Origin of the sequence: Actinomyces bouchesdurhonensis (assembly GCF_900128465.1) — a bacterium.
Lineage (GTDB): Bacteria > Actinomycetota > Actinomycetes > Actinomycetales > Actinomycetaceae > Pauljensenia > Pauljensenia bouchesdurhonensis.
Window position 1 is genome coordinate 92,106 of the sequence record NZ_LT635863.1, and the last position, 19,833, is coordinate 111,938.

A 19,833-nucleotide genomic window follows, 5' to 3' on the forward strand; every position below is an offset into this window, starting at 1 on the left:
ACGCAGGCCCGCGACGACGCTCACCGCGCCGGTCACGCGGGTCGCCAGGGCCAGCTGCTCATCCGTGAGCGGCTCCAGGCCAACAGCGTCGGTCGCCTTGTCGATGAGGGGACGAACGCCCGCAGCGCGCTCCACGTGGACACGCGGATGCGTGAGGGCATCCACCCCATCGGCGATGAACGGGGCGGCGAGCAGGGGACGGGCAACAACGCGCAGCAGATTCATACCCCTATTGTTCGATACCTTTGCCCCCGGGGGAAGCCGAATGGCCCCGTCCCTCCCAAACAACGGGTAAAAAGTGGTGCAACGCACACTTGTTGTGGTTGTGGAATAAAGCGGCGCGTGAGGCGTTGCCCTCAGTATGAGTGCCCATCAACCCCGCCCACGCCCGTCGCGCACACCTGCGACTACCCTGGGAAGCGATGGACACGACAACCCCCCAACCGATGCCCGACGCACCCGACTCCGCCCCGGCCTCGTCCGCCCCGGCCTCACCCGCCCCGGACGACGCCGCGCTCCAGGCGCACTTCATGGACGAAGCGATGCCCCTCATGGACCAACTCTTCGGCGCAGCCCTGGGCATGACCCGCAACCGAACCGACGCGGAAGACCTGGTCCAAGAGACCTACCTCAAGGCCTACCAGAAGTTCCACCAATACAAGCCCGGCACCAACATCAAAGCCTGGCTCTACCGGATCCTCACCAACACCTACATCACCAGCTACCGCAAGGCGCAGCGATCCCCCAAGCGTGCCTCCACCGACACCGTCGAGGATTGGCAGCTGGCCGACGCCGCCTCCCACGCGGAGGTGGGCCTGAAATCCGCCGAAGTCGAAGCACTCGAAGCACTGCCCTCCACGCAGCTGCGCGAGGCCCTCGATTCGCTTTCAGAGGAACATCGGATGGTTGTCCTCATGGCTGACGTCGAGGGAATGAGCTACAAGGAAATCGCCGAAGAACTAGGAGTTCCCATGGGGACCGTCATGAGCCGACTGAACCGCGCCCGCAAGAAGCTGCGCTCCACGCTGGCCGACGTCGCCGCGGAATATGGGATCGGAGGGGACAAATGAACACCACCATCACCTGTCAGGACGTCCTCGACGCCCTGTACGAGCTCATCGACTGCGAGGAGTGCGACCGCCGCAGCGGCCTCATCGACGCCGGGTCCGTGCCCGGACCCAACGCCCGCGACCGCGCCCTCATGATCCAGCACGTGACCACCTGCCCGCACTGCGCCGACGCCCTGGACGCTGAACGCCACGTGCGCGCCCTCATGCGCGGCTGCTACGAGGCCGAGCAGGCCTCACCCGCGCTGCGCGCCCGCATCGTCGCCTCCATCACGAGCGTGTCCGTCACCTGGCGGTGAGTTTCTGGCGGTGCATTGCGCCGTCTTGTCTCACCTGTGTGCAGCTCGTCATCGTGGATCGCTGGCGCTTCATGCGTGCGGAATCGTTGCATCGCGTGGTCTCCTATGTCTGCGATTCGTCGTTGCAGTTTCTTGGTGTTTAGCGCGTGCGGCTGGGAACGGATCTTCTTGCAGGCGCTCGTTGCTCGCGCGCCCGTTGCCCGGCACCGCGTATCACCCATCGAGTTGGTCGCGTCGTCGGCGTCCGCACGTGTGTCGACTCGCGCGTCGACGAGGCCCGGTGAACCACCCGCTTTTCGGTGACCTTCGTCGCCGCGAACGACCTGTGCCTTGGTGGTTTTGGGCAATGTGTGCAAAAATGCTTCAGTCTAGACAACAAACTCAAGGAGAATGACATGTCGAAGCGGGGTCGTAAGCGTCGCGATCGTCGTAAGCACGGCGCGAACCACGGCAAGCGTCCTAACGCCTGAGCCGAATACGTTGCGCGCCCGGACCGGATGGTCCGGGCGCGTTTTGTATGTGCCGGTGGCAGCAACCAGCCGCAGCTGCGCCGGGTGCGCGCCTGGTGTGTGCCCACCCGCGGGCCCAAGTCGTGAAGCGCGTGACGGGCCGCGGTGGGGTTTCGTGGCGTTGCATCCGGATAGGAACGGCGCATCCGGATAGGAACGGAGCATCTGGATAGGAACGGCGCATCCGGATAGGTTATTAACCTATCCGCGTGTTCGTCACCTATCCGGATGTTGGTTACCTATCCGCGTGGTTGCGTCCGATGGGTGGGAGCCGTGAGATGACGTGAGGCCAGTTGATTGTCCGCATGCGAGACGACGTGAGCAGTGGCGGTTGGTGGACTCGTGGCCTCGCATCTGGATAGGAACGGCGCATCTGGATAGGAACCACGCATCCGGATAGGTTATTAAGGTATCCGGATGTTCGTCACCTATCCGGATGTTCGTCACCTATCCGCGTGTTTGCGTCCCATGCGCGGGGTTCGTGAGTAGAAGCGCCGCAACGGTCCATCGCAACGTTGTGTCGGTAGTTTCCACAGGAAACGGCAGTCGGGAGCAGGATTGATCGGACCTAGGACTCGGCTCAACCTGATCCGCAGCTGTTCCCAGTCGTCGTAGTCTGGCCAACTCACTCGGATGACCTGCCACCCGGCATCTCGAAGGTTCTGATCGCGCAACACCCACTCGCGTTTGGCTTGTTCGAGCTCGACTCGAGTTTCCCCAAGCTTTGCAACCCCGTCGAATTCGATGATGAGGTGCAGGTCTTCAATGAGAATATCTATGTAGTAGTGGTGGCCGCGTACCCCGATATGCACCTGCGTTTTGGCTGCGAAGGGGCAGATGGAACGCACCAGCCACAGAAGCGCAGCTTCAGCAGGGTTGGCGCAGCCTGGATCGATGGCTTCGAGGATCGCGCGAGCACGTCGGTAGCCGCGAACGTGGCCAGCTCGGTAGAGGCGAGCAAGCAGCTCAGCGCGGATCTGCTCAGCTCGCTGGCGGCACTCATCTTGATGAAACATCGAGAACTGGCTCCATATGTTGAGTGCCATACATCCGAGGACGAAGGACTCTAACGGCTCATCATGAAGCGCGCTTCTCACGAGCGCATCGTAGGGGTGTTCTACGACCAAGCCGTCGATCCTGTTACGTTCTTCCGAAAGAGGTGGAAACTCAGAGCATGACACCGATGTCGCTGGAACCGTCGTGGAGCCGACGCTACATGACGGCAGAGAAGAGGTACACCTTCGGTGTTCGCGGTAGATGGTGACAGGAGGGTTTTGGGACCATCCGCGGATCCCCAGGAGTCTCAAGCAGCTTTGCCCGACAAAGACCGGGGAGTGCTCGTGGGAAGTGTTGACGGCATGTATGCGTGCGCGGGTGACGGCATCCCATACCTCCCAGGGGTCGGCATTCGTCGAATCGAGGGGTAAAACTGCGCAGACGCCACGCATGATGTGAACCGTTGTTGATGTCGACTGATTGCGAGGTAGGTCTGCTGGAGGGGGGATGATGATGGAAGCCTGAGTCATAGACGAAGTCTCGTACCATCATCAGCGGCTAGGAAAGTGCTAGACGAAGTCCTGTGGACACGTCCGACACGGGATATTGCCCTGTGGATAAGCGCATGCGAGTATCTGGATAGGATCGGCGCTTCTGGATAGGAACGGCGCTTCTGGATAGGATCGGCGCTTCTGGATAGGATCGGCGCTTCTGGATAGGAACGACGCTTCTGGATAGCTTATTAAGCTATCCGGATGTTCGTAACCTATCCGGATGTTCGTAACCTATCCGCGTGATCGCGTGTGATGGGTGGGATCTATGCGGAAAGACGTGCGTCCGGTTGATTGTCTGCTTGCGAGACGACGTGAGCCTGGCGGTTGGTGGACTTGTGGCGTCGTATCCGGATAGGAACCGCGTATCTGGATAGGATCGGCGCATCTGGATAGGTTATTAACCTATCCGCGTGTTCGTAACCTATCCGGATGTTCGTTACCTATCCGCGTGTTGGGCCGGGGTGTGGCCCGTGGTGTTGCATCCGGATAGGAACCGCGTATCCGGATAGGAACCGCGTATCCGGATAGGTTATTAAGCTATCCGGATGCTGGTTACCTATCCGCGTGATGGCCGAATCTGCTGGGTCTGGGAACAGTATGGACGCCAGTGGATTCTCTACTCGAGAGGCGACGCGGCTGCCGGTGGGAAAGGTGAATGCGTCGTATCCTGGTATGTGCTGGCGCGTCGGTGCGTCCCGCGCGCAACACTGATTCGTCGAGACGAAAGAGGCCGTCATGTCCCTCCAGATGCGCGTTGTTCACTTCTGTATGGGGCTTGTGCCTCCGTTGCTACAGAGCGGGACAGCAACTGAGCAGATGGCGCTCCACGCCCCACAGCCCGCCCCGATGCCTGCACGCATGCGAGGACGTTTCACGGCGACGTGCGACAAAGGCATAACCCGCGTGTTCCCGAAGCAGGGTCTGCGCTCGGGCGGTGCCCTCATCTTCCTGCACGGTGGCTCCTACCTCTTTCCCCTGGTTGATGGCCAGTGGGGGATTGTCGAGGGCCTCATCGACCGCACCGGGCTGCCCGTAATCATCCCCGACTATCCGCTCGCCCCCAACCACACTGCGGCGGAAGCGTTCGACTTCGTCCAGCCCATCATCGACGAGGCCCAGGCGGAGTTCGGCCGCGTCATCCTCTTCGGCGACTCGGCGGGTGGCGGGCTGGCGCTCTCCCTCGCCATGCAGCGACGCGACACGGGTGCGCGTCAGGTGGACGGCCTCGTCCTGTACGCACCGTGGGTGGACGTCACCATGACGAACCCGCGCATCGAGGAGGTGCAGGGCCGCGACAAGATCCTGCGCGTGCCTGGGCTGGTGTGGGCCGGTCGCGCGTGGGCCGCAGACCTGGATCCGACTGATCCGCGCGTCAGCCCCCTGTACGGTGACCCGGCGGGCCTGCCGCCGATGCGTATTTTCCAGGGCGATGCTGACATCCTGGGGCCCGACACGATCGAGTTTGCTCGCAAGGCGGCTCGTGCGGGAGTGGACGTGCGTCTGCGCGTGGAGCCGGACGGTTTCCACGTGTATGTCCTGAGCGTTCCCATCATTCCCGAGGCCGAGGCCGCCCTCGACCGCAGCGCTCGCTTCATCTCGGGGATCCTCACCCAGGCGTAACCGAGGCGTTTCACACGCTGTTTCACGGCCTCGTCGATCGAGGATCACGGTCGCAAGCCAGGGCCGCAGGCCGCCCGGCGTCACCCCGCAACTAATCGACCCGCGCGTCGACCAGGGTTTTACTGTGCACGTACATGTCGATGGTCAGCGGCGTCTGGTCGGGGTGGAGGACGCAGCCTTCGTAGAGCGGATGAATGATGCCCGGCAGCTGGGAAATGTCCTGCTCAGAGGTGGCGATGGTGAAGGTGTGCTGGGTGCCATCGTCAAAGCGCATGACGAAGTGGTTGTTGTAGCTGGTGCCTCCGGTGAACCACTGTGATCGTGTGACGGTGTCTTGGGCGTAGCTGCAGGAGGCGACAGCGCGCGGTTGGGGGTCTTGCGCCAGGTCGATCACCGCGGGCGTGAGGAAGTAAAAGACGGGTGCGGCAATCACGAGGACGCCGAATGCCATCGAGGCGAGGTTGTCCAGCTGCTTGCGTACCGCCCGCCGGTCCCCGGAGCGCTTCGCGGCGCGCAGGTCTGGTATGGAGGCGAGGAGGGTGGCGACGGCGCCGATGACGACGAGGAGCCCCAGACAGCACAGGATGATAACGCCGACGAGTTTGCTCTTCCCATACGAACCCATGTTGTGCATGACGACGATGATCGTGGTGATCAACGCCGGGGGGACGAGGAGGAGCAGGAACAGGGAGCGTCCTGCGCCGCGGCCCGGCTTCGCGACGGCGGGTGCGGGTCTCGGAGGCAGGGGAGGAGTAGGCGGAGTATCAGGAACTGGAGGCAGGGGAGGGGTGCTGGGAAAACTCATGGGGTCGTGTCCAGTGTGTGGAGGCCGTGGGGCCTGGTGCTAGCCGAGGTGGGCCTCGATGATCCGCCAGCTGCGGGGCATGACCTGTAGCGTCATGGGTGTCTGGCCCGGATGGGTGATACAGGCGTCGTAGAGGGTGTCGTAGATCGCGAGGGAGTTGGCGGGTTCGGAGTCCTGCGGTTGCAGGCTGATGTCTTGGACGCGGGTGGAGCCGTCTGTGAGCTGCATGGTGATCTCGTAGACCTGATAGATGGTGGTTGTGCGCGATCCTCGTCTGCCGCTGCGCCATTCACGGTCGGCGACGCTACTCGTGCAGCTGGTGACGGTCACGGGTTTGGGCCCGCTTGCCAGGTCTTGGACGAGGGGGACGATGTGCACGGTGCTCAGTATCCCGAAAGAGACGGCGATGGCGACTCGTCCGGCGGCTTTCCAGCGGCGTCGGCGGGGGATCGCCTTGTCGACGCCGCGGGTCTGCGCCTCGCGGGCGTCACGCAGCATCACGGGAATCGCCAGCGGGATCGTCAGGCAGGTGAGGAGGATGCTGAGGTTCATGCCGATGCCCGTCCACAAGCTGAGCGGCCCGTATTGCGCGCCGGTCTTCAGCGCGATCGGGAAGAGGATGAGCGGGGCGAACGTGAGGCCGCGGATGACGTAGTGGTGGTCGATGAGGTCCCTGTAGTCCTGCCGCGACGGCGGAAAGGAAGGATCACGTGGGGGCATACTCATGGCTCTCTCCTGTGTCTTGTCAGTCGATGCGCGCCTCGACGATGGACCACGTGTGGGGGTAGACCTCCATGGTCATGGAGGCGGATCCGGAGCGCCGAGCGCAGGCCTCGTAGAGGACGCCCGTGAGACCGCCGCGCGAGGCAATGTCCTCACCAGTGGCTGTTTCGATGACCGTGGCGCGCTTGGTGCCGTCAGCGAGCGTCATCGTGAAGGTGTTGTCCCATCCGTTGTCGGGTGTGCGATCACCGCGCGTCCCCGGGTTTGATCGGGGCGTCTGCTCGAAGCTGCACGAGGTGACGGTGACGGTGGTGGTGCCCTCCTTCAGGTCGCGGAAGGCGGGCAGGCCGCGGCTGATTGACTGGAATCCCACGAATAATGCGGTGACGCACAGGACGACGATGCCGAAGGAACGCTGGTTGTACTTCTCAATATCGACGTCGCGCTTGGCCCGCCACACGCCGAGGTACGCGAACGCGCACGCGATGAGGAGCCCCGCGACGAGGACGAGCCCAACGCCGCAGGCCTGCGCTTTCCACACGACGCGATCGCGGCCGAAATCTGTGTGATCTCCGATGAACCAGAAGAGGGCGATAGCAGCAATGACCAGAGCCACGAGGACGGCCCCGATGGCGGTGGCGATCTTCTTGAGGACACCTGTGCCTGTCGGGCCTTGCGCGGGCGAGGAAGCCCGACGAGGAGAGGAAGCTGGGTTGCGTGACATGGGTTCCCTTTCAGGCCGTAGAGGTTGGGACGAGGCCGGGGCGCGTGCGCCGGCCTGCCGGGTGGGCGGGCCGACCGATCAGTTGTTGATCCTCGCGCTCGCGACGACCCTTGAATGCGTGTAGTAACCGATGGTCATGGTCGCGTTGCCGGAGCGCAGAGCGCAGGCCTCGTAGAGGACGGCTGTCACGTCCCCTTGCCTCGCAATCTCATCCTTGCTGTCCGTCTCGACGGTCTGCGTGTGGGTCGAGCCATCCTCAAACGTCATGATGAACTGGTTCTTATACACGGTCGAGACGCCGCCGCGGTAGCGTGACCGACTCGTCTTGTACTGCTCGAAGCTGCATGACGTGACCGTAACAGTGTGTGGGCCGTCGGCGACGTCAAGCACCGCGGGAACGCCGTTCGACAGCGCATAAATGGCGAACCCGAGGCCAAAGACGCCGACCATCCCCAGGCCGAGCTGGCGTTGTTGTGCCACTTTCTCATCGCCCCGCGCGCTCGCCACGAGGTAATTGCGCCGCGTAACAGCATAGAGGGGAATCATGGCAAGGGCGAAGACGAGTGCGACGGCACACTTGATGAGGGTCCAGACGATCCGTTCCGTGCCGAAGTCGAACATCTCACCGAAGAAATAGAGGACTGTGCCAAGGAGGAGGCCCACGAGCGTGAGCAGGATCCACCACCCCGTGTGCTTCTTCGGCACCTTGCCCTCGCCGGAAGGATCGTTGGGGGCAGGAAAACTCTGAGAGGCCTCGTCGGCGTCGGACGACGCGGCATACGCCTGCCCGTATGGGGACCCCTGATATGCCCAACCCTGGTACGACAGCGGCGGCAAGGAAGGCTGCGCGTCGCCCGCTTGCGGCTGTGGCACCTGCGGCTGATTGGCGGGCTGACTGCCGGAAGCGTCCGGATCGTAGGGGGAGAGATAAGGGTATTGATTGCTCATGGTGGACCTGAGGGGAGGGGTGGGAACGAGGCCGGGGCGAGATCGTCCGTGCGCGTCAGTTCAGGCGGGCGTCGACGATGATCCAGCTGTGCTCGTAGACGTCCAGGGTCATGGACGCGTTGCCCGATTGCAGCTTGCAGGCCTGGTAGAGCACCTCGTAGGTGCCGCCCATGGTCTGGATGCTCGTGGGCTGGTTTGTCTCGATGGTTGTCGTATGCAGCGTCCCGTCGGCGAGGATCATCGTGAAGTAGTTGTCGTACACGGTGCGCCCGCCTCCGCGTCGACGCGACTTTCGGTGCGAGCCCTGCTCGTAGGTGCATGAGGTGACGGTGACGGTGTGGTGGCCTTCGACGAGGTCTTGGGCGGCCGGGACGCCGTAGGTGACGGAGAAGTAGCCGCTGAGGGGGAGGATGATGATGGCGAAGAACAGGGCGCGAACGCGCATGCGGCTGGTTGCGATGTCGCCGGCGGCCTTGGCTCGCCGCAATTCGCGGTAGGAGCGGGGGATGCTGACCAGGCATCCGATGGCGACGATGAGCCCGAGCCCGCTTGCCGCGGCCGTCCAGGTGAGTCTCTCCGTGCCGAAGTCGTATGAGCCTCCCACGACGGCGTAGATGACGACGGCGAGGACGGCCAGGATCGTGAGGATGTTCGTCGCGCGGGAACGCTTCTTCTGTTGGGTGGGGGCAGCGGCCTCGTCCTCGTGCGAGGGGTCGGGCTGGGCGTACCCGTAGGAGGCGGCGCCCGCGGGCGTCTGGTTGGGCGGGTACTGGTAGCCGACCTGCGGGTTGTGCTGGCCCTGATACGCGCCGTCGGGCGACGCGGCGCCGGGCGCCTGGTAGTGCTGTCCGTACTGCGGGTACTGGTATCCGGGGACCTGCTGGGAGTCGGCGCCCTGGTAGGAGGGGTACTGGTACTGGGAGGGGCCGACGGGGGGAACCTGTCCGGGGTCGGAGGGGTTCTGCGGGGAGTTGAACTGGTTGGGGTTGCTCATGTGGGGATCTATGCTGTGAGGGGTGTGGGGCGAGGCCTGGGCTAGGAGGGTGCGCCCGCCGCGGTGGGCAGTCTCGCGGTGAGTGTCCAGCTGGCGGCCTGTGCGTCGGTGTCCACACTACCGCCCATGGTCGTCGCGAGGGCGCGGATCTCACCCATGCGTCGCGCACCCAGGACGGGGGCGCGATCTGTGAGCGCGCTGATGGTGAGGGTGAGGGCTTCCTCCGTCGCCGAGCCGGTGACGGTGAGCGACGCGTTCTTGTCGATTTCGGCGATGTGGGAGAAGGCCAGGTAGAGGATTTCCGCGCCGACGGCGTCCCCGTATTTGCTTAACGGAGCGTATTCGTTGAAGAGGTTGATGATGGTGAAACCGGATTGCTGCGCGTAGGTGATGGCGCCGTCGATGCTCGCGAAGTCGCTGGGCGGCTGGGGGTGGGTTTGAGGCATGGCTGTGGCGGTTGGGGGGAGTGCGGGTGTTGCGGGTGGCGTGGCGAGGTGGGCGGGCACCTCCGGGGAGGGGCGCCCGGCGGCGTGCCGCGGCGGGGTCTTCCAATCCCTGTACAGGAATCGGATGCCGGCAGCGGCTGCGACGACGATGAAAGCAATCAGATAGGAGGCCGCTGCGGTGACGACGGCCGGCGACCATGAGCCAGGTGAGAAGAAAGACCCTAAGACGATGTTGAGGGACAAGAAAGCGGTCATGATTGCAAAGAGGAGCAGCTGCTCGCGCCTGGTGGCTTTCTGCTTGGTCATGTGCCGCTCATTCCGCTCGTGCGTCGACGAGGACCCAGCTGTGGCGATAGACATCGACGGTCAGTGACGTCGCGCCGGAACGTGCCTTGCATGTCTCGTAGATGATCGCGGAGATGCCGCCCTCCTTGGCGAGGTCGTCGGAGCTCTCGGTCTCGAGCGTGAGTGTGCGCGTTGTCCCGTCCTCCAGGGTCATGGCGAAGTGATTGTCGTAGTAGTCGATGACCTTGCTGTGATCGTCCGACGGCTTGTAGTGCTCCTTCTGGGTGAGTTGGCACGACGTGACTTTGATCGTGGGGGGCCCTTCCGCGAAGTCCCGGGCGACGGCGATCCCGTAGACGCCTGACACGGCAGCGATCACGATGCCAACAATGCCCACCGCGATTGAGACGGCGGTGTAGAGCGTACCGGAGGAGGCATCCCCTTCGGCCTGCGCTCGGCGCCCACGCCTGCGCAGATAGGTAAAGAGGACCGTGCATACGATCGCAGCGACGAGACCGATGGCGCACCATGCGGCCACCCACACGAGCCGCCAGAACCCGAAGTGCACGTACCTGCCGAGCGTCGCGAAGGCGTAGGCAATGGTGCCGAAGAAGCCGATGACGACGAATGCGAGCAGGTTTGCGCGCGTTGAGAACCCCCGCGGCAGGCGCTCGAAAATCGACGAGGCCGGGGGGCGGTTGGCGGGACCGGGCGGGGGGGAAAGGTGGGGTACTGGTTGCTCATGGTCTCACTGACGTGTGTGGGATGGGCGAGGCCGGGGCGCGTTCGCGTCACGCCTCACGGATAGCCTTCATGATCCCACTGCGTGGGTAGTAGTCGACGACGAGAGAGGTCGTGAAAGGGCGGACGACACATGCTTGATAGACAGCGTAGTAGGGGCTTGTTGGTTTCGTGAACTCGTCTTGCGTGTGCGTCGTGATGTCGAAGCGACGCGGCTTTCCGTCGTCAAAATGGAGGGTAAAAACGTTGCGGTAGTAGATGCTGCCGCCACGCCCGTGCTCGGTGAACGTCTGGAAGTTCTCACAGCTCGTAACGGCCCGCGTCTGGGGGCCTTGGCGGGCGTCACTGGATAGCTCACTGAAGGCTCCACCGCCCATCACGGTAGACGCGGTCGCGACCAACGCGATCACAGCAATGCAGAAAAGTGTCTTGATGGCGGGACCAGCGTCGCCAGGTTGATCCAGTTGTGCGCGCATCGTGCGCACGAGCATCGGAAGGAGCGACAAGAGGCAGATGCCGAAGACAACGACCGCGCCAGAGCCGATGAGTGAACAGACCAGCTGACGGACACCGAAGTTCCCGGCAAGCAAAAACGCGCCGAGCATGACGACCGCGGACCCGACGAGCGTGCAGGCGCATATGGTCACGCCGAGCTGTTGCCGAGCACGTCTCGGACGTCTCTCGGGGGAGAAACGTGAACGACGCGGGTACACGCTGTCCTCCTGTGCTCACACGTCCGTGGGGGTCGCGCCCGTCCACTCGTACCAGCCCTGGTGCTGCACGATCCACGCTATGAGCGCGTACCCGGCTTGCCCGGGCAGGGTCTGGCCGTCCATCCCTCGTGCCATGGAGGCGGCCATGTCCTCGAACCATTGGTCGTGAGCGACCAGGGGCGTGTAGCAGTCAACGAAGGGAATCCCGCGGCGCGCGCACACTTCGGAGCAGGAGGACGCCAGAGACTTCAGGGCGCCGGAGTCGACGCCGGCCAGGGGCGGGGGACCCACCACGAAGCTGGGGACCCCCAACGACGTGGCGCGATCCGTAATGTTAGCGAGGTTCAGGCGTGAGCGGGCAGTGGAGATACCGGCGGCGACGTCGCCGGGACCGACCCCGATGACGAGGCCGTGGGGTTCGCCGTCGGCTAGGCGTAGCAGGACTTCTGCCTCCCAGCGGGCAGCCATCTGCTTGGTGGTTTCTGAGGGGACGGCGAGGGTGAGGAACGTGGCGGGTAGGTCGAACGTAGAGTGGGCGTTGACGCGGCCCACCCAGCCCAGGCCTCGAGGGTCGCCGACTCCGGCGACCAGTTCGTCGCCGATAAAGCAGATGCGCATGGTGGTCCTTTCCAGGTGTGCCTGCGCGCGCCCGGATCGGGGCGCGCGCAGGAAGCTCGCTAGCCTTCGAAGGCCTGCGCAATAAGGGTAGCCGCCTGTTCCTTATGAAGCGATGCGCGTCCAGCTGCCGTCGTTGCGGACTCGGGTCGCGAGACGAGTCGGACGGGGCGTGCGAGCGACGGGAACAGGTTGAGTGCGAGGTGCGGCCACGCGCCCTGGTTGCGAGGCTCGTCCTGCACCCATGTCACGGTCGCGTTCGGGTACTGGGCGAGCGCGGCTGCCACCTCGGCCTCGGGCAGCGGGTAGAGCTGCTCCACACGGATGATCGCCGTCGACGTGTCGCCTCGGTGCTCACGTTCCTTGGCCAGGTCGTAGTAGAGGCGACCCGAGCACAGCAAGACACGCGTCACGGACGCGGCATCGAGGTGTGCGGCATCGCCGATGACGGGCTGGAAAACGCCGGAGGTAAACTCGTCGATCGACGAGGCCGCCGCCGACAGGCGCAGGAGTTGCTTGGGTGTGAAGGCGATGAGCGGCTTGCGCGGTCGCTTGTAGGCTTGGGTGCGCAGCATGTGGAAGTAGTTCGCCGGTGTGGAGGGCTGGACGATCCACATGTTGTCCTGCGCTGCCAGCTGCAGGTAGCGTTCGATGCGCGCGCTCGAATGGTCGGGACCCTGCCCCTCGTAGCCGTGGGGGAGCAGCATGACCAGCGAGGAGCGCTGGCCCCACTTTTGTTCGGCCGAGCACACGAACTCGTCGATGACTGTCTGCGCGCCGTTCGCGAAGTCGCCGAACTGTGCTTCCCAGATGGTGAGTGTTTCGGGACTCTCCAGCGAGTAGCCGTAGTCGAAGGCCAGCACACCATACTCGCTCAGCGGCGAGTTCCATACGTCAAAGCGTGCCTGGCCCTCGGTGAGGAAACGCAGCGGCGTGAACTCGCGTCCGTCGTCGCCGTCGTGCAAGACGGCGTGACGCTGGACGAAAGTCGCGCGTGCCACGTCCTCGCCGGACAGGCGCACGCCGGTTCCCTCCATGAGGAGCGTCCCGAAGGCGAGGAGTTCCGCGAACCCCCAGTCGATCGGCTTGTTGCCCAGCGCCATCTGCAGTCGTCGTTCGCACAGCTGGCGCAGCTTCGGGTGTGGGTTAAAGTCGTCGGGGAAACGCGTGTGCGCCCGACCGATGCGGCGCAACTGCGTGGCAGGCACAGCGGACGTCCAGCCGATCATCATGCCGGTACCGGGCAGTTGGGACTCGGGCATGGTCCATTCTTCGTCGGGGGATTCACCCGCGTTGCCCACGCCGGCGGTCAGCGCGGGGTCACGCGTGCGGCTACCCGGATTGGTCTCGGACACTGAGGAGGCTCCACTTGCGCGCGTCTCGTCGAGGATCCGCCCCAGCTCTGCTTCGTATTGTGTGATGGACTGACGGGCTTCGTCTTCGGTGAGCTGCCCGCGACCGACCAGGCCGCGGATGTACACGGCTCGCGTGGAGGGGATACGGTCGATGAGTGAGTACATGACGGGCTGTGTCATCGACGGGTCGTCGCCTTCGTTGTGTCCGCGCCTGCGGTAGCACACCATGTCGATGATGACGTCCTTGTGGAAGGTGTTGCGGTATTCGAACGCCAGGTGTGCGCAGCGGATGACGGCCTCGGGGTCGTCCGCGTTCACGTGCAGGATCGGGATCTGCAGGCCCTTGGCCAGGTCGGTCGCGTACCCGGTTGAGCGGCCCTGCGTGGGTCCGGTCGTGAACCCGATCTGGTTGTTGACGATGATGTGAATCGTTCCGCCGGTCTTGTATCCTTCCAGTTGGGAGAGGTTGAGGGTCTCTTGGACGACGCCTTGGCCAACGAAGGCTGCGTCACCGTGGACGAGGATCGGGATGATCGGCAGGTCGGGGTCACCGAGGGCCTCCTGCTTGGCGCGCACGATGCCTTCCAGGACACCGTCGGCTGCTTCCAGGTGCGAGGGGTTAGCGCCCATGTAGACCTTTGTGGCCAGGCCGTCATCGAGTGAGTACACGCCCCACGTGCCCAGGTGGTACTTGACGTCGCCGGAACCCTGGACGGAGTTGGGCATGTAGTTGCCCTCGAACTCGTCAAAAATCTGGGCGTAGGACTTGCCGGCGATGTTGGCGAGCACGTTGAGGCGGCCGCGGTGAGCCATGCCGATGGCGACCTCGTGGATTCCGGCGCGCGCTGAGTCGGCGAGGATATGGTCAAGGAGGGGGATCAGGGACTCGCCGCCCTCGAGTGAGAAACGCTTTTGGCCCATGAACTTGGTTTGTAGGAACTCCTCGAACGCCTCGGCGCGGATAAGAGTGCCCAGGATGTGGCGTTGAGCCTCGGGGGAGGGGGCCTCGTAGGGACCTTCGATGCGTTTTTGGACCCAGGCGCGCTGTTCAGGATCCTGGATGTGCATGTATTCGATGCCGACGGTGCGCGTGTAGGTGTCGTGCAGGCGGGTGAGGATGTCGCGCAGCAGCATCTGGGCGGCCCCGCCGAAGCCGCCGGTGGGGAAGGGACGATCCAGGTCCCACACGCTCAGGCCGTAGGACGCGATGTCGAGGTCGGGGTGGCGTCGTACGCGGTAGGCCAGGGGGTCCGTGTCGGCGGCGAGGTGGCCGCGCGAGCGGTAGGCGTGGATGATTTCCGCGATGCGCGCGGGCTTGCCCTTTTCGCGGTCGGGGTCGTATTCGTAGTCCGCTTCCCATGAGTAGGGGCGCGTGGGTACGTGCAGGGACGTGAAGACGCGTTCGTAGAAGCCGTCGCGGCCCGACAGCTTCGCGTCGACTAGGCCCAGGAGGCGGCCCGACGCCGCGCCTTGGATGATGCGGTGGTCGTAGGTGGAGGAGAAGTACGTTGTTTTGCCGATGCCGAGGGATGCCAGGCGCTTGGGGGACACGCCTCGGAATTCAGCCGGGTAGTCGGTGGCGCCGACGCCGATAATGATGCCTTGTCCGACCATGAGGCGCGGCACGGAGGTTGTGGTGCCCAGTGTCCCTGGGTTGGTGAGGGTGACGGAGGCGCCCTGGAAGTCGGTGGTTGTCAGGGTTGCGGCGCGTGCGCGGGAGACCAGGTCTTGGTAGGCGGCGACGAACTCGGAGAATGTGAGGGTGTCGGCGTCGTGGATGACGGGGACCTTCAGGGAGTGGTTGCCCTGCGTGTCGGCCACGTCGATGGCCAGACCGAATCCGATGTGCGCGAGCTGTTCGACGGCGGGCTTGCCGCCCTCGAGGGTGTAGCGCACGTTGAGGTCGGGCATCTCGCACAGGGCTTCGACGAGCGCGTAGCCGATGAGGTGGGTGAAAGAGATTTTGCCGCCGACGGTGCGTGCCAGGTGGGCGTTGATGAGGGCCCGGTTTTCGATGAGGAGTTTGGCGGGAATCTGGCGCTGGGAGGTGGCCGTTGGGANGGCGGCAGGTCCGAACGCGTGACGGACACGACGGGCGCGTCGTCGTGGGGGGCGTGCGCGTCCTCTTCTTCGCTGTCAAGGTCAAGCGCCGGTGGAGTGACGCGCAGGGGTGCTGGGTTCGATGAGTCTGGTCCCTCGGGGGTGGTATCCGGTGTTGAAATCGGTGGGGACGAGGTCGTGGCGTGTGCGAGCGTGTCAGGTTCACTCTCGGGGATGGCGGGGCGTTTGGCGCGTAGCTGCGGGGGCGCGGACTCTGTCGCGAAGTAGGCGCGCCACGAGGGGTCGAGCAGCTGTGGATCGCGGTTGTACAAATCCCGCATCTTTGCGAGGTACCACTGCGGGTCGGGTTGGGAAACTGTGTGGGTGGGCACGTCTTCCTCCGTTTGACTCACGCCGCACGCATGGGCTTATGTCGCGGCGACCATACCGGAGCGATTCTACCGCCGCGTGACCGTCTTCACGAAACCTGGTACAACTTTGGCGTGTACTTCAAGGGCCTTTGGTCCGTCATAGGGAGAGTATTGGCACACCGCGGCGTGTGCGTGGACACGTAGACGGGGATGCGGGTCGCAGACCGCTAGACTGGAATCATCATGGAATGCGACACTGTCGGCTCTTTTGCTGCTCTTTTTCTCCCGTTGCCCCAGCGCGTGCGCCGGGTCTGCCCCTGCCTCGTTGAGGGGGCCACGCGATGACGACCGCGCTCATGCTCCTGCTCGGCATCGTTCTCACCGCCGGCACCTTCGTTTTCGTCTCCGCCGAGTTCTCGCTGGTCGCGGTCGACCAGGCGGTCCTCGAGAAGAAGGCGGAGGAGGGGGACCGCAGTGCCGCTTCGGTCCTGCGCGCCACCCGCACCCTGTCCACCCAGCTGTCGGGCGCCCAGGTGGGCATCACCCTGACCACCATCCTGCTCGGCTACACGACGCAGAGCGCGCTCGCGCAGCTGCTGGAGGACCTGTTGGGGTGGGCGGGGCTCGCGTGGGGCTTGGCGACCGGCATCGCGGCATTCGTGGCCGCCGTGTTCATCAACGTCTTCTCGATGCTCTTCGGTGAGCTTGTCCCTAAGAACCTCGCTCTTGCTCACCCGATGTCCACGGCCGCGCGCGTCGTTCCTTTCCAGATGGTCTTCACCATCATCGCTCGACCCATCATCTGGGTGCTGGGCGGGACCGCGAACTGGGTGCTCGCCCGCATGGGGATCGAGCCGCAGGAGGAGATTTCGTCGGCGCGCTCCGCCTCCGAGTTGGCCGCCCTCGTGGAGCACTCAGCCGAAGAAGGCACATTCGACACCTCCACGGCGGACCTGTTCACGAACACGATCCGTATGAACACGCTCAGTGCCGCCGACGTCATGACCGACCGGGGCCGCCTGCACACCCTGAGCGAGGGCGACAGCGCCCAGGACGTGCTCGACCTGGCCCGTGAAACCGGGCACTCCCGATTCCCGGTGATCGGCGACGACTCTGACGACATCCTCGGCCTGGTTTCGCTGCGGCGCGCTGTCGGTGTTCCCGCCGATCGTCGAGCCGAAGTCCCCGTCGTCTCTTCGTCGCTCATGACCGACGCGCCTTCGGTTCCCGAGACCGCGCCGATCGGCCCCCTCATGGTCCAGCTGCGCGACGAGGGCCTGCAGATGGCCGTCGTCGTCGACGAGTACGGTGGCGTGTCCGGNAGCCAGCGCCGCCCTCTTCGCCCTGCGCCACGTCTCGCTCATGCTGGCGATCTGCCAGCTGGGCGTGACGGTCGCGTCCACGACGCTGGGCGTCGTCGCCGAGCCCGCGATCGCGCATCTGGTCGAGTCTCCGCTTGAGCGCCTGGGTGCCCCCGAGGCGACCAGCCACGTCGTCGGATTCGCGGCGGCCCTCGTCATCGTTCTCTTCTGCCACGTCGTCTTCGGCGAGATGGTCCCCAAGAACATCTCGATCGCCGCTCCCGTGCGCATGCTGCTGATTTTGGCCCCCGTCCTCGTGCGCCTGGGCCATGTCCTGCGCCCCATCATCGAGGCCATGGACCACTTCGCGAACTGGTTCGTACGCCGGGCCGGCTACGAGCCGCGCTCGGAAATCTCCGCCACCTACACGGTTGAGGAAGTGGCATCCATCGTCGTGGCTTCCCAAGCCGAGGGCGTCCTGACCGACGAGCTCGGGCTGCTCAGTGGTACCCTCGAGTTCTCCGAGGAGACCGCGGGATCGGCGATGGTGCCCCTCGACGACCTCGTCGTCCTGCCAGAAGACGTCACGCCCGCCGACGTGGAGGAACACGTAGCTCACACCGGTTTTTCGCGTTTCCCCATTGCAGGCGACGACGGTTCCATCGTCGGCTACGTTCATTTAAAGGATGTTCTGTACGCGACCGGGGGCGAACGCGACCAGCCCATCACCCCGTGGCGTATCCGCCGCCTCGAGGCTGTTTCCTCCTCCGACCAGGTCGAGGATGCGCTGCGTCACATGCAGCGCACGGGTGTTCACTGCGCGCTCGTGCGCGACGAGGGGGTAGTCGTCGGTATCCTCTTCCTGGAGGACATCCTCGAGCTGCTCGTCGGCGAAGTTCGCGACGCCCTCCAGCGGCCCTGACGAGGCAGCGGCTGGCACAGCCTACGAGGGCGTTGCTAGAGTGGGACGATCAGAAAGCGAAAGGGGAGAAAGCGTGAGCGAGAACGAGTGCCCGCTGCCCAAGCGGTCGCAGCTGCGCGCCGCGCGCTCCCAGGGCGGCGAGGGAACCCCTATTACCGGGGACAAGCCCCGCGGTGTGCAGCCCCCTCCGCCGCCGCCTGTTCGTCCCACCGCACCCGTTTCGCTGAGTGTAGGACCCGATCGTAACGGCCCTGTTGCCGAGGCCGATGCGCCCACCCCCGTGCAAGGGACGCCGTTCGTCCCGCTTGGTGGCGCACAAACCGTCACCGGTACCCCGCCTCTCGACACATCAATTCCCAGGGAAGGCACCCTTAACGCTGACGGTGGGTCGGCCTCGTCGGAGGAGACGCAACGACGGTATGTTCACCCGGTCGGCTACGTGCTGCGTGCCCTCCTCGTCCTCGGCCTGGCGGGTTCGACCATCGCCGTGCCGATGACTGGTCGCGTCGGATCGGACTCCTCCCTGACTGTTCCCGCGCGCGCCTTCGGCGCGTCCGTGGGCGGCGGCAGTTGGGCCTCCTCCCAGATTCTGCCTCAGGCCACCGCGCTGGACGGTACGTTGACCGCGAATTCGCGCGCCAAGACTAAGGCGCCCGTGTCCATCACCGGTTGCGCGGTCGGCACCGGCGCGGACGGTAACCGTAGTGTGAGGGTCGTGGCCGACACGATCTACTGGCCGCTGGCCGAGGGGACCTACACGATCACGTCGCCTTTCACGATGCGTATTTCGCCTGTCTCCGGGCAACTGCTCGCGCACGAGGGCATCGACATGGCTGCCCCCCTGGACACGCCGATCACGTCCGTGTACGGCGGGGTCGTCGAGGAGGTCGCAGAGAATTCGCGTTCGGGCGCCTACGTGCAGATCAAGCACACGCTGGCGGACGGCACGGTTTTCCATTCGGCCTACCTGCACCAGTACATGAACAAAATTAAGGTGAAGGTCGGTGACACTGTCACAGCTGGGCAGGTCATTGGTGCGGTCGGCTCCAATGGCTGGTCCACCGGCCCGCACCTGCACTTTGAAATCCATGATTCCTCTGACACTCCCGTGGACCCGGAGGCGTGGATGACGGCGCACAAAGCCGTCTATCTCGGACAGGAGTCTTGCTCATGATGCCCGTGACTATGCGTCAGGGACCCATCGTTTTCGCCCATCGGGGTGGCGGCCAGGAGGCTCCCGAGAACACGATGACCGCGTTTTCTCACGCATACGAGGCCGGGGTGCGTCACATTGAAACCGACGCGCACGTGACCGCTGACGGGCGGGTCGTCATCTGCCACGATGAGACCGTGGACCGCTGCTACGACGGGACCGGCGTGATTGCGCAGATGACGTGGCGGGAGCTGTNCACGTGCCCGGCCCACGCCAGGGCGCCATTGCCGCGCAGGTGCCGATGCGTCAGGGTCCCGTCCGCGTCGTGGATGAACGCTTTGTGGCCACCGCCCACACCCTCGGCTTGGCGGTGCACGTGTGGACCATCAACACGGTGGCCGACGTGCTGCGCCTCCTCGAGGTCGGCGTGGACGGCATCGTCACCGATCGCCCCGCATTCCTGCGGGACTTCCTGGACGCGCGCGGCCTGTGGACCCCGCCTCCGGCGCCCGGCGCTGTCTCGGGGCCCAGAGACTGAGGCTATTGCTTGAATGGGCGGGCGCGCACCTGCGGGTGTGCGCCCGCCAACACACGCCGCCTACCGGGGTAAGGCTAGTGCTGTTGACTCTTCGTCACGCGGGTACGTTGCCTG

The 19,833-nt window shown here is 64.7% G+C and carries 15 protein-coding genes and 5 pseudogenes; 8 read left to right on the top strand and 12 right to left on the bottom strand.

What is annotated here, in order from left to right; translation table 11 throughout:
- A pseudogene (locus tag BQ7477_RS01520) lies at positions 1-225 on the bottom strand (DoxX family protein); the annotation flags it as partial.
- A 197-nt stretch (positions 226-422) separates the two neighbouring features.
- Between BQ7477_RS01520 and BQ7477_RS01525 the strand changes: the two are divergent.
- The 3 genes from BQ7477_RS01525 (at position 423) to BQ7477_RS12930 (ending at position 1,836) form a co-directional block, all read left to right on the top strand.
- A complete protein-coding gene (locus BQ7477_RS01525) occupies positions 423-1,070 on the top strand; it encodes a sigma-70 family RNA polymerase sigma factor (RefSeq protein WP_073982550.1) in 648 nt (215 codons plus the stop codon).
- Positions 1,067-1,366, top strand: coding sequence for an anti-sigma factor (locus tag BQ7477_RS01530; RefSeq protein WP_073982551.1), 300 nt, complete (start codon positions 1,067-1,069; stop codon positions 1,364-1,366). Before BQ7477_RS01525 ends, BQ7477_RS01530 begins: the two co-directional genes overlap by 4 nt.
- Before the next feature lie 395 nt (positions 1,367-1,761).
- Complete coding sequence (locus BQ7477_RS12930) at positions 1,762-1,836, top strand: 50S ribosomal protein bL37 (RefSeq protein ID WP_106406425.1); 75 nt, start codon at positions 1,762-1,764, stop codon at positions 1,834-1,836.
- Between the two features lie 482 nt (positions 1,837-2,318).
- Here the strand turns inward: BQ7477_RS12930 and BQ7477_RS12205 are convergent, their stop codons facing one another.
- The gene (locus BQ7477_RS12205) at positions 2,319-2,891 is read right to left on the bottom strand and encodes a hypothetical protein (RefSeq protein ID WP_234968619.1); all 573 of its coding nucleotides are present in this window, start codon (positions 2,889-2,891) and stop codon (positions 2,319-2,321) included.
- Between the two features lie 1,269 nt (positions 2,892-4,160).
- Here BQ7477_RS12205 and BQ7477_RS01540 point away from each other — a divergent pair.
- Complete coding sequence (locus BQ7477_RS01540; protein WP_073982553.1) at positions 4,161-5,045, top strand: alpha/beta hydrolase; 885 nt, start codon at positions 4,161-4,163, stop codon at positions 5,043-5,045.
- Positions 5,046-5,136: 91 nt separating this feature from the next.
- Here the strand turns inward: BQ7477_RS01540 and BQ7477_RS01545 are convergent, their stop codons facing one another.
- The 10 genes and pseudogenes from BQ7477_RS01545 to BQ7477_RS01590 all read right to left on the bottom strand — a co-directional run bounded on the left by BQ7477_RS01545 (position 5,137) and on the right by BQ7477_RS01590 (position 15,826).
- Entirely contained in the window at positions 5,137-5,850 is a 714-nt protein-coding gene (locus BQ7477_RS01545) for a hypothetical protein (protein WP_073982554.1), read from the bottom strand.
- A gap of 39 nt (positions 5,851-5,889) precedes the next feature.
- Entirely contained in the window at positions 5,890-6,576 is a 687-nt protein-coding gene (locus BQ7477_RS01550; protein WP_073982555.1) for a hypothetical protein, read from the bottom strand.
- A gap of 19 nt (positions 6,577-6,595) precedes the next feature.
- A complete protein-coding gene (locus tag BQ7477_RS01555; protein WP_073982556.1) occupies positions 6,596-7,297 on the bottom strand; it encodes a hypothetical protein in 702 nt (233 codons plus the stop codon).
- A 78-nt stretch (positions 7,298-7,375) separates the two neighbouring features.
- Positions 7,376-8,245, bottom strand: a complete 870-nt coding sequence (locus tag BQ7477_RS01560; RefSeq protein ID WP_073982557.1) for a hypothetical protein — start codon at positions 8,243-8,245, stop codon at positions 7,376-7,378.
- A gap of 55 nt (positions 8,246-8,300) precedes the next feature.
- Positions 8,301-9,239, bottom strand: a complete 939-nt coding sequence (locus tag BQ7477_RS01565) for a hypothetical protein (protein WP_073982558.1) — start codon at positions 9,237-9,239, stop codon at positions 8,301-8,303.
- Between the two features lie 41 nt (positions 9,240-9,280).
- Complete coding sequence (locus BQ7477_RS01570) at positions 9,281-9,991, bottom strand: hypothetical protein (protein WP_073982559.1); 711 nt, start codon at positions 9,989-9,991, stop codon at positions 9,281-9,283.
- Between the two features lie 7 nt (positions 9,992-9,998).
- Entirely contained in the window at positions 9,999-10,538 is a 540-nt protein-coding gene (locus BQ7477_RS01575; protein ID WP_073982560.1) for a hypothetical protein, read from the bottom strand.
- A gap of 223 nt (positions 10,539-10,761) precedes the next feature.
- Positions 10,762-11,358 (bottom strand): hypothetical protein, encoded by a 597-nt coding sequence (locus tag BQ7477_RS01580; protein WP_234968620.1) that lies wholly within the window; start codon positions 11,356-11,358, stop codon positions 10,762-10,764.
- Between the two features lie 81 nt (positions 11,359-11,439).
- Positions 11,440-12,042, bottom strand: coding sequence for a GDSL-type esterase/lipase family protein (locus BQ7477_RS01585; RefSeq protein ID WP_073982562.1), 603 nt, complete (start codon positions 12,040-12,042; stop codon positions 11,440-11,442).
- Between the two features lie 59 nt (positions 12,043-12,101).
- Positions 12,102-15,826: pseudogene (locus BQ7477_RS01590) on the bottom strand (multifunctional oxoglutarate decarboxylase/oxoglutarate dehydrogenase thiamine pyrophosphate-binding subunit/dihydrolipoyllysine-residue succinyltransferase subunit).
- A gap of 320 nt (positions 15,827-16,146) precedes the next feature.
- Between BQ7477_RS01590 and BQ7477_RS01595 the strand changes: the two are divergent.
- From BQ7477_RS01595 to BQ7477_RS01610, 4 genes and pseudogenes are all read left to right on the top strand, one after another.
- A pseudogene (locus BQ7477_RS01595) lies at positions 16,147-17,124 on the top strand (hemolysin family protein); the annotation flags it as partial.
- A 4-nt stretch (positions 17,125-17,128) separates the two neighbouring features.
- A pseudogene (locus BQ7477_RS01600) lies at positions 17,129-18,028 on the top strand (hemolysin family protein); the annotation flags it as partial.
- A gap of 73 nt (positions 18,029-18,101) precedes the next feature.
- Positions 18,102-19,202 carry a M23 family metallopeptidase gene (locus BQ7477_RS11970; RefSeq protein ID WP_234968623.1) on the top strand — a complete coding sequence of 367 codons (1,101 nt, stop codon included), beginning with the start codon at positions 18,102-18,104 and terminating at the stop codon, positions 19,200-19,202.
- A pseudogene (locus BQ7477_RS01610) lies at positions 19,199-19,719 on the top strand (glycerophosphodiester phosphodiesterase family protein). Before BQ7477_RS11970 ends, BQ7477_RS01610 begins: the two are co-directional and overlap by 4 nt.
- Positions 19,720-19,833 lie beyond the last annotated feature (114 nt).

Bases quoted from the DNA above. Each gene is read 5' to 3' on its own strand.
- BQ7477_RS01555 (WP_073982556.1), bottom strand. From the start codon at position 7,297: ATGTCACGCAACCCAGCTTCCTCTCCTCGTCGGGCTTCCTCGCCCGCG.
- BQ7477_RS01545 (WP_073982554.1), bottom strand. From the start codon at position 5,850: ATGAGTTTTCCCAGCACCCCTCCCCTGCCTCCAGTTCCTGATACTCCG.
- BQ7477_RS01550 (WP_073982555.1), bottom strand. From the start codon at position 6,576: ATGAGTATGCCCCCACGTGATCCTTCCTTTCCGCCGTCGCGGCAGGAC.
- BQ7477_RS01530 (WP_073982551.1), top strand. From the start codon at position 1,067: ATGAACACCACCATCACCTGTCAGGACGTCCTCGACGCCCTGTACGAG.
- BQ7477_RS01525 (WP_073982550.1), top strand. From the start codon at position 423: ATGGACACGACAACCCCCCAACCGATGCCCGACGCACCCGACTCCGCC.
- BQ7477_RS12205 (WP_234968619.1), bottom strand. From the start codon at position 2,891: ATGTTTCATCAAGATGAGTGCCGCCAGCGAGCTGAGCAGATCCGCGCT.
- BQ7477_RS01540 (WP_073982553.1), top strand. From the start codon at position 4,161: ATGTCCCTCCAGATGCGCGTTGTTCACTTCTGTATGGGGCTTGTGCCT.
- BQ7477_RS01565 (WP_073982558.1), bottom strand. From the start codon at position 9,239: ATGAGCAACCCCAACCAGTTCAACTCCCCGCAGAACCCCTCCGACCCC.
- BQ7477_RS01560 (WP_073982557.1), bottom strand. From the start codon at position 8,245: ATGAGCAATCAATACCCTTATCTCTCCCCCTACGATCCGGACGCTTCC.
- BQ7477_RS01585 (WP_073982562.1), bottom strand. From the start codon at position 12,042: ATGCGCATCTGCTTTATCGGCGACGAACTGGTCGCCGGAGTCGGCGAC.
- BQ7477_RS01570 (WP_073982559.1), bottom strand. From the start codon at position 9,991: ATGACCAAGCAGAAAGCCACCAGGCGCGAGCAGCTGCTCCTCTTTGCA.